Annotated in this window: 16 protein-coding genes; 8 read left to right on the top strand and 8 right to left on the bottom strand. The window is 43.9% G+C overall.

Going from position 1 to position 13,944, the window contains the following annotated elements:
• Positions 1-71 precede the first annotated feature (71 nt).
• On the top strand, positions 72-710 hold the full coding sequence (locus ABIX36_RS19790; RefSeq protein WP_348083903.1) for a lactate utilization protein: 639 nt from the start codon (positions 72-74) through the stop codon (positions 708-710).
• 111 nt (positions 711-821) lie between these two features.
• Here the strand turns inward: ABIX36_RS19790 and ABIX36_RS19785 are convergent, their stop codons facing one another.
• A complete protein-coding gene (locus ABIX36_RS19785) occupies positions 822-1,910 on the bottom strand; it encodes a metallophosphoesterase (protein ID WP_348083902.1) in 1,089 nt (362 codons plus the stop codon).
• Between the two features lie 409 nt (positions 1,911-2,319).
• Here ABIX36_RS19785 and ABIX36_RS19780 point away from each other — a divergent pair, with 409 nt between their 5' ends.
• The 6 genes from ABIX36_RS19780 (at position 2,320) to ABIX36_RS19755 (ending at position 6,977) form a co-directional block, all read left to right on the top strand.
• Positions 2,320-2,763, top strand: coding sequence for a hypothetical protein (locus ABIX36_RS19780; protein ID WP_348083901.1), 444 nt, complete (start codon positions 2,320-2,322; stop codon positions 2,761-2,763).
• 57 nt (positions 2,764-2,820) lie between these two features.
• Entirely contained in the window at positions 2,821-3,483 is a 663-nt protein-coding gene (locus tag ABIX36_RS19775; RefSeq protein WP_348083900.1) for a hypothetical protein, read from the top strand.
• The gene (locus ABIX36_RS19770; RefSeq protein ID WP_348083899.1) at positions 3,444-4,238 is read left to right on the top strand and encodes a sensor histidine kinase; all 795 of its coding nucleotides are present in this window, start codon (positions 3,444-3,446) and stop codon (positions 4,236-4,238) included. The genes ABIX36_RS19775 and ABIX36_RS19770 overlap by 40 nt, the downstream gene beginning before the upstream one ends.
• Before the next feature lie 64 nt (positions 4,239-4,302).
• Positions 4,303-4,977: a hypothetical protein gene (locus ABIX36_RS19765; protein WP_348083898.1), complete on the top strand. Its 675-nt coding sequence runs from the start codon at positions 4,303-4,305 to the stop codon at positions 4,975-4,977.
• Positions 4,978-5,234: 257 nt separating this feature from the next.
• A complete protein-coding gene (locus tag ABIX36_RS19760; RefSeq protein ID WP_348083897.1) occupies positions 5,235-5,876 on the top strand; it encodes a response regulator transcription factor in 642 nt (213 codons plus the stop codon).
• Positions 5,877-5,906: 30 nt separating this feature from the next.
• Entirely contained in the window at positions 5,907-6,977 is a 1,071-nt protein-coding gene (locus ABIX36_RS19755) for a PA0069 family radical SAM protein (RefSeq protein ID WP_348083896.1), read from the top strand.
• 13 nt (positions 6,978-6,990) lie between these two features.
• Here ABIX36_RS19755 and ABIX36_RS19750 read toward each other — a convergent pair whose 3' ends face one another.
• From ABIX36_RS19750 to ABIX36_RS19730, 5 genes are all read right to left on the bottom strand, one after another.
• Complete coding sequence (locus tag ABIX36_RS19750) at positions 6,991-7,941, bottom strand: DUF4928 family protein (protein WP_348083895.1); 951 nt, start codon at positions 7,939-7,941, stop codon at positions 6,991-6,993.
• Entirely contained in the window at positions 7,925-9,103 is a 1,179-nt protein-coding gene (gene dcm / locus ABIX36_RS19745) for a DNA (cytosine-5-)-methyltransferase (protein ID WP_348083894.1), read from the bottom strand. The genes ABIX36_RS19750 and dcm overlap by 17 nt, the downstream gene beginning before the upstream one ends.
• Positions 9,104-9,234: 131 nt before the next feature.
• Positions 9,235-10,113, bottom strand: coding sequence for a helix-turn-helix domain-containing protein (locus tag ABIX36_RS19740; RefSeq protein ID WP_348083893.1), 879 nt, complete (start codon positions 10,111-10,113; stop codon positions 9,235-9,237).
• Positions 10,114-10,116: 3 nt separating this feature from the next.
• Positions 10,117-10,536, bottom strand: a complete 420-nt coding sequence (locus ABIX36_RS19735; RefSeq protein WP_348083892.1) for a nuclear transport factor 2 family protein — start codon at positions 10,534-10,536, stop codon at positions 10,117-10,119.
• Positions 10,537-10,565: 29 nt separating this feature from the next.
• A complete protein-coding gene (locus ABIX36_RS19730) occupies positions 10,566-11,099 on the bottom strand; it encodes a carboxymuconolactone decarboxylase family protein (protein ID WP_348083891.1) in 534 nt (177 codons plus the stop codon).
• Between the two features lie 337 nt (positions 11,100-11,436).
• Between ABIX36_RS19730 and ABIX36_RS19725 the strand changes: the two genes are divergently transcribed.
• Positions 11,437-11,928, top strand: a complete 492-nt coding sequence (locus ABIX36_RS19725; protein ID WP_348083890.1) for a hypothetical protein — start codon at positions 11,437-11,439, stop codon at positions 11,926-11,928.
• A 63-nt stretch (positions 11,929-11,991) separates the two neighbouring features.
• On the opposite strand, the gene ABIX36_RS19720 is transcribed toward ABIX36_RS19725, so the two are convergent.
• Entirely contained in the window at positions 11,992-12,735 is a 744-nt protein-coding gene (locus ABIX36_RS19720; protein WP_348083889.1) for a C4-type zinc ribbon domain-containing protein, read from the bottom strand.
• Positions 12,735-13,832 (bottom strand): Nif3-like dinuclear metal center hexameric protein, encoded by a 1,098-nt coding sequence (locus ABIX36_RS19715; protein ID WP_348083888.1) that lies wholly within the window; start codon positions 13,830-13,832, stop codon positions 12,735-12,737. The genes ABIX36_RS19720 and ABIX36_RS19715 overlap by 1 nt, the downstream gene beginning before the upstream one ends.
• Between the last annotated feature and the right edge of the window lie 112 nt (positions 13,833-13,944).

Below are 13,944 nucleotides of genomic sequence, written 5' to 3'. Positions count from 1 at the left end.
GAGTCTAAAGTTAAAAGTAAAAGTCCTGCGAGGACTACTTTTAACTTTAGACTTTTTACTTTTAACATATTATGAGGGATATCACTACATCGAAAGAAAAACTGCTTAAGAAAGTGCGCAAGGCGCTTTTAGAGAAGCGCGACAACCCCTATCCCAACCTGGAAGACCAGCCTATGTACCCACCCAATGATGAAATATTGGAGGTGGTTTTTGCAGAACAATTTACAGCGGTAAGCGGACAGTTTGTTTTTTGTGAAGACGAAGTACAATTTATTGAGAACTTACTGGAGCTCGCCGAAGAACGCAAATGGCATAAAATATACTGCTGGGAACCCGCCCTGCAGCAAGTGCTAAATACCTACGAATACCCCTTTTTTGAAACCGATAAAGATTTTGAGCAGGCCGATGTTGGCTTTACCCTGTGCGAAGCTTTAATAGCGCGCAATGGCAGCATATTGCTTTCTAACGCCAACGCGGCGGGCCGCAGGCTAAGCATTTATCCACCGGTACACATTGTGCTGGCCTACACTTCGCAGCTGGTGTTGGATCTTAAAGATGGCTTTAAACTCATCAAAGAAAAATACAGCACACGCCTGCCATCTATGATCACCACCGTTACCGGCCCAAGCCGCACCGCAGATATAGAAAAAACACTGGTTTTAGGCGCCCACGGCCCCAAAGAGCTATTTGTTTTTTTGCTGGACGGATAAGGAGCTTGAGAGATATAAGATACAAGAACCAAGACTTGCCTCAATAACTAATAGTCTTTTTCCCACGTGTTATGTTCTCTTCTTCCTTTTCTTGATTCTTGTATCTTGATTCTATTCGAGCTTCAGATCTCCCAGCTCACATTCTTCCAATACAATTCTTTCGCTCACCTTTTTATGGTACGTCCATTTGATCAGCCTGATACACTTGCCCTCAATTTCTATCCCGGTAATATCTCCGTCATCAAAACAGCAGCAGCCTGTGTTAAAATAGGTATCAAGGTAACCGTTAAAATCGGGTGGGGTATTTCCCTTTAGGTGCAGGCCGGTTATCTCTCTTTCTAATTCGACTGTCTTTATGGTGTCGTTCGCTTCTTTCGCTTTATCCAGGCTGATATACAGGCTTTCCAACTGCGTTAACGACCGGAACACGGGCTGGTGCGTATGCCCGGTTATCAGCAGCAGATCCTTTCGCTGGCTGCTCCATTCGTACATAATACGGTTATGGTCAGTTTTCATTTTGTTATTAAAGGCTGGTGTATTAGGGTTAATGCGCAGGTAACCCTGTAGTGGACCCCACACATCAGACACAAACCATTTGCTAAACCAATTGCCATCGCTTTGCAGATCGCCCTGGTGCCCGTGTGTCATAAAAATGGAGAGCGGCTTATTATTTATGGTGGTTTGTAATACCACGCCCTCGTACACTCTTATCACCTTACCATAAATTTGCGCCAGGCTCACCATCGCCAGCGGATCGTTTCCCCAATACAGATCGTGGTTGCCAAATATTTTAATGAATCTTTCCTGATCAATAAAAAGCTTCTCCCTCAGGAAAGTCGCTTTATTGTGCCTTTTCACGGTTAAAAAAACATTCTCCCAAAGTTCTTCGCTATCCCCAAGGTTGATGTAGGTAAAATCTTGCCGGTAATAATGATCCAGCGCCGCCAGGTAGTTGCGCTCCGAATGCGCGAAGATATCGGCACCATCCCGGGCGCCCTTATGCTGATCGGACAGGATGATGAATTTATCGTGGCTGGCATCAAACGGTATCACCAGCCCTTTTTTGCCGGGCCGGGTTGTAATGCTTTTATAAAGCGCGTTCAGCGCTTTATCCACCCGTTTTTTGCTTGGTCTCGACGAATATTTATCCGTAAGCCGTACTACGGGTTTATATAAAAGTTTTTGCAAAAACTTGCGCATGGGTGGATAACGCACAAGGGGCCTAAATTGTTGCTGGTAGATGCAGGGCCTTTTTGTTGAGGGATAGATGATTTAAATTGGAAGGAGGCGCGGGGGGCGCATTGCCCCCCAACCATTCCTTCCGTCCCTAAATTCCCCCGAAGTAGGGATTAACTTTAAACGCTTATTTGAGCCTAAGCGCTTGTAACACTTTTTTTCCTTTGCCCGGGTGGTAACCCTTAAGCAGAGGCACAATCAACTAATTATCTGATATGTCAAAGTAACGCCATAATTGGCAGCGCCGAAAGAAGCAGAACACCCAAAAAAATCGCGGTTTTAACGGTGAAAAATACCGTGAAAACACCCTCTTAATTTGAACGCCAAATCCTAACTTAGAAAACAGTTTTAAACCCTTAATCATAATTTAACTATGTCATCCCCAGCAGTATCAGCAGATCTGATTAAACTCCTATCAAACAACCTTTTTAAAAAATTGCACATTACCCGTAAAGATGGTTCTATAGCACCGTTAGATACCAGTATCGACACTCGGTCAATCTGGTTTTCAAAAGAGCGTGTTGACCAGCTTTTTGCCGATAACGGTTATAAAGCCGGTGATACCGATTACGGCCTGCGTATTTATTTTGGCTTACATGATAAGGCCAGTATTCTTACAGATATTGCAGACCACGAGCACAACCGCCTTATGGCTGTATTGGTTGCAACAAAAGGCTCGGCCGATGCGCCCCAAGACCTGCTGAACCATCTACCGACAAAACTCAGGCAAAATGCATTACTTACGGGCGGTGAGCTTACAGGCGAAGGGTTAGACAGGGGCAAGATGTGCCCGCCAGATATTTGTGGAAGTATTTAACAACTATACCGTTTGCTGTATTTAAACATTATATTGCGGGGTGTTTCCCCCAGCAATATGGAGCTTGATATTTACTATTGTTTTGAAGTTTTGGCATTGGCAACTGCCTGCTTTAAATATAAGGCGCTTTTAAAAACGCCTTATAAATATTTTTTACCTTTTTTGATCATCATTGTGTCGTACGAAACCTGTACGCTCTACGGCGCGTTTGTGGTAAAGGGCCGCAATTTATGGATAATTAATATCGTAGCTATTTTTGAGTTTTTGTTTTACAGCATGTTCATCCGCAATATTATTACATCGCCCGCGTATAAAAAGGGAATACTTATATCGGTTGGTGTTTTCTTTGTTTACAACATTTTCAGCCTGTTTATTATACACGGCTTTTGGAACCTTAATATCAGCGGGATAATTTTACAAACGATATTCATAATACTTATCACGGGTCGCTACTTTTGGGAATTACTGGAAGTGCCCTTTAGCAGCAGCCTCAGCCTTATAAAGCACCCCGGGTTTTGGCTAAACACCGGGGTGTTATTTTACTATGTGGGCGAATTTTTATTTTTTGTGTCATTCAGCTATATGGCATACAAGCATAACCTTACTTACTTGTACGTTTGGAGGTTTGTTACTAATGTAGCTAACGCGATATTATATGGTTGTTTAATTACTTGCTTTTTATGCCTCAACCAGATCAGGGAATCATCTCGGTTATCGTAGCCGGTACGGTTATTTTGTTATTGTTGGCCATTTTTATTATTGGCTTTTTATTCCTTTACCAGCGCAGGCATAACAAATACCACATGGAACAAGAGCAGCTTAAGGCGGCTTTTAGCCAGGAGCTACTTAAAACCCAGATAGAAATGCAGGAGCAAACCCTGCACTATGTGAGCCAGGAGATCCATGATAATATTACTCAGGTGCTCTCTTTTGTGAAACTCAACCTGGCACTTACCGGCAATTTAAACGAAACCGATAAGGCTCATAAAATAGATGAAAGCCGCAAACTGGTTGCCCAGGCCATCGGCGATCTGCGCGACCTTTCTAAAAGCCTCAGCTTTGAACATATCGCTCAGCTTGGCCTTGTAAAAACAATTACTATAGAGGTAGAGCGGATAAACAAAAGCAGCATTATGGATGCCGTGATGGATGTTAATGGGCAAGCCTTTAGTTTGGGCGACGAACGGGAGCTGGTGATCTTTCGGATCTTCCAGGAGGCGCTGAACAACGCACTCAAACACGCCGGTGCCAAACAGTTTAAGATCAACCTGAAATATACTGAAAACTCATTTCAAATAACCATCGCTGATGACGGGGCGGGCTTTTCCATCGACAACTTGACTACCGGAGGCTCGGGCCTCAGAAACATGCAGAACAGGGCCGCTCTTATTGGTGGCGTTGCCAATATAAGCAGCGAGCCGGGTAAGGGCTGCGCCATCACCATTATCATCGAACCCATAGCGCAACATAGCTAATAGCCGGTATGCACCGTAGGTTTTTGCGGCGTTATCTCCTAACTCTAATTGCCGGTAAAGCCGAATGCGTATATTGCCGCCGATGTTGTGGTCAGACTACCTCTACTTTTTATTTGAGCTGATGGCTTTTATTGCTGCCGTTGTGCAATGGCCAAAAATGAAGGGGACACCATACAGTTATTTTATGCCTTTTTTGTTTTTTATAGTGGTTTATGAGTTCGGCACTATCCGTAACTGGTTCAGCATTAACCACTCTAATTTATGGGTCGCTAATATCCAAATGGCAATTTTCTTTTTATTTAACGCGCTCTTTTTGCTGGGGGAGCTAAAAACACCCGTGTTTAAAAAACACCTGGGGGCGGCCATCGTTTTTACTATCGTATTCTCCATTACCAACATGGCTTTTTTTCAGGGTTTCTGGAAACTCGATACCATGAGCATCCTGCTGCAGGACGTAGTGCTTATTGTTTTGTGCTGCCTGTATTTTTCGGAATTGATGCATTACACTTTGCAACCCTTATCTATTATTCGGCTACCCGGTTTTTGGGTAAATACTGGGCTGCTGTTTTTTTGCATTATTACCTTTATGTTCTTTGCCTCCTATACCTACATGGCCTATAAAAATAACTACAACTATTTTTTACTGTTTCGGGGCATTGCCAATTCTTCAAATGCCATCCTTTATTCGTGCCTGGCGGTTGCGTTCCTGTGTTTTCGCAAGGGTGTGGAACCAGGCTGATCCGGGCTGCAAAGCGCACTTAAACACGCCCAGGTAAACAGTTTAAATTTTGTTTGTGGTATTCTTCACATTTATTTAACTTAACCCTCGCTGATGACAGCGCCGATTTCTTTGATGATATAACTAAAAAACGGCACGTCGGGCATTAAAAACAGGCAGAACAGAGCAGCCTTTACCTGTGCTGTTGCTACTAAAGCAGCAAAAGGATAAGGGTTGTTGTATTACAATTAGTATTGACCCCCTCTTACAACAAACTTATGCCGACGGAAGCTATACAAATAGTGCTGGTTGATGACCATCGCCTGTTCAGAAGTGGGCTGGTGTCGTTAATAAATAGCCTGGGCGGATACAAGATCCTTTTTGAAGCCGCCAATGGCGAAGAACTTACCCGCAAGCTATCCCCCCAGCTAAAACCCGATATTATTTTACTGGATATAAATATGCCGGTAATGGGCGGCATAGAAACCGCGCGCTGGCTAAAATCAAACTATCCCGATATTTGTGTAATTGTATTATCAATGTTTGAGGATGCCGAAAAGGTTTTAACCATGGTAAAGCTCGGCGTAAAGGGCTACCTGCTTAAAGATGCCGAACCCTACGAGTTTGAAAGCGCCCTCCGCAAAGTAGCCCAGGGCGAAATTTATTACCCCGAGTTTGTTACCCGCCACCTCGTAAACAGCTTTAACCGCAATGCCGACGAAATTAAGCTTAACAGCCGCGAGCTGGAATTTTTAAAACTTGCCGGTACCGAACTTACCTACAAAGAAATTGCCGACCACATGTGCATCAGCGCACGCACCGTTGATGGCTACCGCGACCAGCTTTTTGAAAAACTGCAAATAAAAAGCCGCGTTGGCCTGGTACTTTACGCCATAAAAAACAATTTGGTACAGTTGTAATTTGCTAAAATAATTAGCAAATTTGTTCTCATGGCACATGAGGAGAACGGGGAGTTTTTTAAGGGAAGAGGCGCCCAGGTAAACACACACAACAAGTTTTTAAAGCAGAAATACGTACTGGACCACATTGAAGGGCTGGACGAACAGTTGCTGGAAGATACCCGTACGCAGCTTTTTGAAGAGAACGCCAAAAAGATAGTAAGCGAATCTAACAGCCCGGACCTGAGCCATTTTGTTTCCATCAATCCTTACCAGGGCTGCGAACATGGCTGTATCTATTGCTACGCCCGTAACACCCACGAGTATTTTGGTTTTAGCGCAGGGCTGGATTTTGAGCGCAAGATCATTGTAAAGCGCAACGCCGCCGAACTGCTGGAAAAACATTTTAATAAAAAAGGCTACCAGCCCGTGCCCATCGTACTATCGGGCAATACCGATTGTTACCAGCCTACCGAGCGCAAGCTGAAGATCACCCGTTCGCTGCTGCAGGTATTCCTCAAATACCGCAACCCGGTAAGCATCATCACCAAAAACAACCTGGTGCTGCGCGATATAGATATTTTAACCGAAATGGCGCAGATGAACCTGGCGCATGTAAATATCTCCATCACCTCGTTAAACGAATCGCTTCGCCAAAAGCTGGAGCCGCGTACCGTAACCGGCATGGGCAGGTTAGCGGTAATACAAAAGCTATCAGAAAAAGGAATCCCCGTAAGGGTAATGGTGGCGCCCATTATTCCCGGCCTAAACAGTAACGAGATCCCCGATATTATTAAAGCCGCCGCAGATAGAGGTGCCCTCTCCGCCGGATTCACCATTGTACGCCTCAACGGCAGCATTGCCGAAATATTTACCGATTGGGTACACAAAGCTTACCCGGACCGGGCCGAGAAGGTGCTGAACATGATAAAAGCCTGCCACAACGGCAACCTGAACGATAGCGAATTTGGCCGCCGCATGAGCGGCGATGGCCATGTGGCCAACTCTATCCACCAATTGTACCGTATGGCCTGTGTGCGCTTTTTAGCGGGAAGGGAAATGCCCTCGTATGACCTGAGCTTGTTTACGCCGACGGGCGGCAAGCAGATGGGGATGTTTTAGTTAGCTCGGCGAGCTATATAAGGTTGGATGGCATTTCTATCATCAGCGATTTGTCCGTTTCTGAGGAATCGACCCGTCGATTGTATATTTCTATTAAATCCTTCATCCTCAGTCCGATATTGGTCCGATCGAAAATACTAATTTCTTCAATGTTTTGGGACACAAACGATTCAATTGATTCGACAGCAATCTGTTGCTGACACACTTGTTCGGCATTTTGCCTCGCACCAATTAATTTATTATCTGGAACAAGCAAAAAAGGCTTAAATCCCTGAGAAATATTGTCTTTGCACTTTTCATAAACGGCAGGCATTGGCGCTACTGTGACATGAAAAGCCGTTTGTCCTATTAAAAAATCTCCTGGTCGATTGGTTTGCATATCAGCAGTACTTCCCGACTCATTGGATATTACAATTTCGGGGAAACGTAATTGTAATTTAGCCCCGATCAAGTGTTGTGCGATGTAGCCAGACTTGCCTTCTTGCGCCGCCACTTTTAATAAATTATGAATATTATACCAAGTTGAAAGATGCGAATTAAACACAAGTTTTATCTTTTGCCTATTGTGAAAATCGATTACCTTATCAACGAGGAAACGCTGCATTGATATTAGCGCGTCTCCTCTTTGTATTTCATCTAAAGAGTCGAGATTCAATTCTTTCAGCGATAACAACAAGGATTTAACTTCTGAAGGACCTCCTCGATTAGTGCGCCCACCTTCTTTTGCGAATGGTCTCTCCTCTCCAAAAGATTTGAGTATAGCGGCCACCGCTGCCCCACTTGCGCCCTTGATTTGCATACCACCGTTTGCGACGTGTTTACTGAAATCAAGATCGTAGTCGTCTTGCAAGCGATGCAATACCACCAAAGCGGTAGCAATGCTTCCATTTGCGGGTCCACTATTAGCCTTAACTTGCTTTAAAGATTGGTACCAGTTTATAAATTCTTCAGGCAGGTTTTGCATAGTCTCCAATTATTTCCGAAGGTTTTCTCTCCTTAGTATTAGCAATATTTATTAGAGCAGGTTCGAGATAATTTTGTGCTATCCAGGATATAACAGGGACACAAACAGCGTCTCCAAAACCAAATAGCGCCTCATTTGCTGTTCCTGATATTTTGAAATCATCGGCACCCATAAGTCGAGCACACTCTGTAGGATTCAGCAACCTGACTTTAATTTCTCCTTTCCCTACCCGTACTAAGATTTGACGGGCGCTCCCTCCTTTGGGTGTACGTAAACATCCTGCTATTCCATCAAATCTAATTTCGGCCATTGATTTTCCATTTCTAAGGCGTCTAAATGCTGTAAAATAGGTATAGCCAATAGCGCTTTTTAACTCCATCAATTTTTCTAAATGGCGATCGAACGTTTGACTCAAAAAATAATTTCGCCTCTCTTCACTCCACCAAGTATCGGATTGTTCATCAATATTTTGTACAATGTCTTTTAATGAGCTGCTTAAAATCGGCAAGGATGGCAATGTGTGATTTATATCCCAGTTGATATCTGGGTGATTAAAGATAAATTTTACAATTTTATCGGGACGTAGCTCCGTAGCTGGAAAATAATGTCGGATTTTAAATCGTTCTGACCCTTGATTAACACGCTTACCCACTACAAACAATCTAACTCTACTTTGAGGAACAAAATTAGCGGCATTAATTATAAATGCGTCTACAGCGTATCCAACTTCATTTAAAGCCAGCAATGCGTCTTTAAAGTCGTTCCCATCATTTGAGGTTAAAAATCCGGCAACGTTCTCTAAAAGCACCAATGGAGGCTTCCTTTCGCCCATTCCCCTTAATATATCGATAAAGCCCCAAAAAGCGGAGGAATGTTTACCACTTAGTCCTTCTCTGCGACCGGCCAAAGAAAGGTCGGTGCATGGGAAAGAAGCTGTAGCTAATGCCACGTCTGGAATTAAGGTTGGTGAGAGTTTGTGTATATCTTCTAAGCTAAAATGGCTTTTGGCATCGACGAAATTGTTAACGTAAAGGCGCTTTTTAACCGGGTCTATGTCGTTTGCAAAAACAACATCCCAATTCGCCTTCTCAAGGCCTGCACGCATCAAGCCGATACCTGCAAAAAACTCGACAACGTTTTTATTTAGAATATTTTTTACCATACGTAGTCTATCAACGCCTAATTGCTAATGTTCATCGAAGATAAGACATTAATCATAAGTCAACAAAAACCAAGGCCACTACCTACAAAAAAGCTCTCATAAATAGTGCTTTTACCACACCCTCTTAGTTTTCACCCCATCCTATTAAACCCAACCGTGTCCCGGTACATTTGCGGGCTTACGTCGGCATTGGTTTTAAAGAACCGGCTAAAGTAGCTTTCGTCATTATACCCCAGTTCGTAGGCAATTTCTTTTACGGGTTTGTTGGTGAGGTATAATTCGCGTTTGGCTTCAATGATGATGCGCTCGGCTATCAGGTCGGTTAATGTTTTATTGAAATGCGCCTTGGTTATCTTGGCCAGGGCCTTTGGTGTAATATTAAGCAGATCGGCATATTCGCCCGCGGCGTGGCGGGTTTTAAAATGAAGCTCTATATAATCCTTTAGCTTCTGCAGAATAAAAGGCTCCTTGCTGCCGGCTGTTGCTTTTTCCGCTTCGGGCTGCTGCTGCGTTTTTAAGCGCGATGCGGTTATCAGTAATATTTTCAAATAAGATATCAGCAACTCGTACTGCGCCAGGGCCGGGTTCTGCATTTCGGCGCGGATCTGTGTCAGCAGCATTTCCAGCGTAGCGGAGGCAGGCTCGTCTAAATATAAAAAAGGCGGGTTATAAATATTGTTGAACAAAACACCATTACAGGCCACCTCTTTTTGATGTTTGTGGATACAGAAGAAGTCGGGGTGAAAATGAAGTGCGAGCCCGGCTATTCCATCCTTTGGTGTAAACATAAAAGGCTGATAGGGCGAAAAGGCAAACAGCGTATTCGCGGTAAAAGCATAGTCGTTAAAATCGGCCCGTGCATTACCGCTCCCCTGCCTTACCCAAATAAGCGAATAATAGTTATTCCGCTGCACATGGTCGAAATAACTATTATCGGTAAAGTTGACAAGCTTAAAGGCAAGGTTACCCGTTTGCGGGTTAACCAGCGTATAGCTCTGCTGATCTGTCATTACTTATAATTTACGGTCGGTTTCGGCAATGGGCATATCGTTTATGCTGGCAAAGCGTTTTTGCATGTAGCCGTTCTCGTCAAATTCCCAAAGCTCGTTGCCGTAGCTGCGATACCATTGCCCGGCCTCATCGTGCCATTCGTATTCAAAGCGCACCGCCATACGGTTCTCACGGAAGCCCCAAAGTTCTTTCTTCAGCTTGTAATCCAGCTCCTTTTCCCATTTGCGGGCCAGGAAGGCTTTTATCTCTTCGCGCCCGTTTATAAAATCGGTGCGGTTGCGCCATTCCGAATCAATGGTGTAGGCAAGGCTCACTTTTTCCGGGTCGCGGGTGTTCCAGGCATCCTCTGCCGCCTGTACTTTTTGTGAGGCGGTTTCCATATTAAATGGCGGTAGCGGGTATCTTTTATTTTCTGTGCTCATCTTTAATTTACTTAAGCCGGGCGGCATTATTACAATGCCGGTGCCAGTGGGAAATCTACCGCAATATCTGTTAAATTGTGCAGGTAATTCATAGCGGTTTTATCGCTTATCTGTAAAATTAAATCTACCAGGTTTTCGTTGGTGTAACCGTTGGCGTAAAAGTTGTTTACGGTTTCATTTGCGGCGTTACCACGGTTGCGGGTGATGTCGTCGGCTAATTGTACCAGTGCATTCAACTTAGGATTTTCGCTTTTTCCCCTGCGGAAATCTAAGATCTGTTCATCGGTAAAACCATTCATTTTGCCAATTACGGTATGCGCGCTTAAACAGTATGAACATCCGTTTACTTCGCTTACAATTAAGTTAACAGCTTCTTTCTCTTTATTAGTCAACGTTGCTTTTGCGTTTTGATAGGCAAGGTAGCGGGCAAGGCCTGCATCAGAATAGGCGATGGTTGCGTACAGGTTTGGCACAAAGCCAAGTGCTTTTTTCAGGTTATCAAAAATGGCCTGGTTGGTTGGGGTAACTTCTTCGCGGGTAGGTATTAAAAATTGCTTTTTCATTTTGCTTTGTTTTTGTTTGTCGTTATTGACAATACAAAGGTGCAGCATACCCCGTTACGGGTAAATGGATAAAGGGCGCAAGTACATGGATAGTTTTCCCTCGCACAAAACAAGTATCCAACAAAAAGGCTCCATAGCTGGAACCATCTATATATTAGGTTTATTTTGGTTGCGTGTTATCCGTTCTCGTCTTCCAAAGCCATCTGCTCATCAACCAGGATACAGCCGCAGTGCTGAAATCCGATTCGATGTTTTCTACGCAAAAGATGCGAAGCATACGGGATGTTTTAGAAGAATATAACTGTTTATTTGCAGCATCCGTTAACTATATTTGGTTATGCCTATTAGTGCCCTTACCAACAAAATGATCGCCTACCCGGTGATTACTAATTTCAATGCTTGCGAATCTATCGACTGGGCTATTGAGATGATAACCCTCGGATATGAAAATGAAAACATTTTGATATTGGCCGGACTTTCAAAACCATGTAATTATTTTGAAACAATTAAGTATTTGAATGCCGCTTTATCAGAGCTAAACTTACAGCCAAAAAGTGGCGAGAGTGGCATTGTTAGTTATGCGCACTATCTTGTTTCATTAATTAGCAGTGGTAGCTCGATCAGGCGTAGCTTGGCTGAAATAACAGACATTTCTATCGATACAGATAGCAGCAATATACTATTCGACTTTAGATTATTGAATTGGGCTTGGGGAGACTTAGATTATAATAAAGATTACCAGCATTATTGGGAAGGAGCTGATATCAACAATATCGAGCAAATAACTATTGATGTGGCGCGGCAATGGTTAAGTGTATATTCCATTTAAATGCCAACAAAAAAGGCCCCATAGCTGGGGCCTTCTAAATATAAATTTATAGTTGGTTGCTTGTTATACGTTCTCTTCTTCCAAAGCCATCAGTTCATCAACCAGGATACGGCCGCAGTGCTCGCAAACGATAATTTTTTTGCGCTGACGGATATCTGACTGGCGTTGTGGCGGGATCTGGTTAAAACAACCAGAGCAAGAATCGCGCTGAATGGTTACTACAGCTAAGCCATTTTTTGCGTTGCCGCGTAAACGGTTGTAAGCGGTAAGTAAACGTTCCTCTATGTTCGGGATAGCTTTTTCAGCTAACGCGGTCAGTTCGTTTTCTTCTTTTTCGGTTTCGGCGGTAATGGTGCCTAACTCGTCTTTTTTGGCATCAAGATCTGCACGGCGGGCATCAAGGTCGGCCAGTGCTTTTTCGTAAATGGCAGTTTTAGAAGAGATCTCAAAACCAAACTCACGAATTTTTTTCTCGCTTACCTGTATGTCTAAGCCTTGTATCTCAATTTCTTTGGAGATAGCATCGTATTCGCGGTTGTTTTTAACCTCGTTTAGCTGGGCTTCGTATTTTTTAGTGTTGGCTTGTGAATCTTTGATAAGGTTCTTGCGGGTTACAATTTCGTCCTCAAGATCATCAAGTTCATTTTTTATTTTTTGTATACGGGTTTCTAATCCGGCTACGTCATCTTCCAGATCGGCAACTTCCATAGGTAATTCACCACGTACCTGGCGAATTTTATCAACTTTGGTGTGGATGGTTTGCAGGTCGTATAAAGCTTTAAGCTTTTGTTCTACGGTTTGTTCCATTAAATATAATATTTGACGGGGTTTGTATTCACTTTTGTTAAACGGACCGCAAAGTTAACAAATTTATTTTGAATAATTTCATACAATAATTGTTGCGTAAATTGCTCACTTTCAAAATGTCCGATGTCTGCGATCACTATTTTTCCTTCGGCATCAAAAAACTCGTGGTATTTGTAATCGGCAGTGATAAAAACATCCGCTCCGGCTGCTATTGCCTGCTTCAATAAAAACCCTCCCGAGCCTCCGCACACCGCTACTTTTTTGATGGGTTTGCCGGTAAATGCCGTATGCCTTATCACGCTGGCGTGCATCTTCTCTTTCACAAAAGCTAAAAAAGCGTCGGCATTTTTGGCATTCTCCAGTTCGCCTATCATGCCGCTGCCCACCTGTTGATGCTGGTTGGTAATGGGGTAAAGATCGTAAGCCACTTCTTCATACGGGTGCGAGAGCACCAGCGCCATAATAATTTTACTCTCCAGGTTGGCGGGGTAAATGCTTTCTATGCGGATCTCGTGCTCGCGGTGGCGTTTGCCTGGTTCGCCTACGTAGGGGTTGGTATGCTCGTTCCCTTTAAAGGTGCCAAAACCCTCTGCATTAAAACTCACCTCGCTGTAGTTGCCAATATTACCGGCACCGGCAGCAAATAAAGCGCTGCGAACTTCTTCGGCCTGGGCAACGGGCACATAGGTAACCAATTTTTTAAGCAGTTGGTGTTTGGGTGCCAGGATGCGGCTGTTCTTTAAGCCAAGTGTTTCGCAAATGCGGGCGTTAACCCCAGTCATGATGTTATCGAGGTTGGTATGGATGGCGTAGATAGCAATATTATGGCGAATGGCTTTCTCCACCACGCGTTCCACATAGGTTTTGCCGTTGAACTTTTTTAAGCCTTTAAATACAATAGGATGGTGCGATACGATCACCTGGCAGCCGGTGGCAATGGCTTCGTCCACCACGGCCTCGGTACAATCCAGCGAGATAAGCGCCTGGTGGATCTCCGAGTCGGGATGCCCGACGATCAGGCCCGAATTATCGTATTCTTCCTGGTAGGCCAAAGGGGCCAGGCTTTCCAGGTAAGCGGTGAGTTGTGCTAATTTCATATTAGCTAAGGTAGTGTAGGAATTGGGAGATTGGAAGATATTGGAGGTATTTTTATTTGGTAGCCTCACCCTGCCCTCTCCAAAGGAGAGGGTTCTGTAATCTTTTTTAAGT

It is taken from the genome of Mucilaginibacter sp. (assembly GCF_039925265.1).
Lineage (GTDB): Bacteria > Bacteroidota > Bacteroidia > Sphingobacteriales > Sphingobacteriaceae > Mucilaginibacter.
The sequence above is the reverse complement of the archived record's forward strand: the minus strand, read 5'-3'. Positions and strand labels throughout refer to the sequence as shown.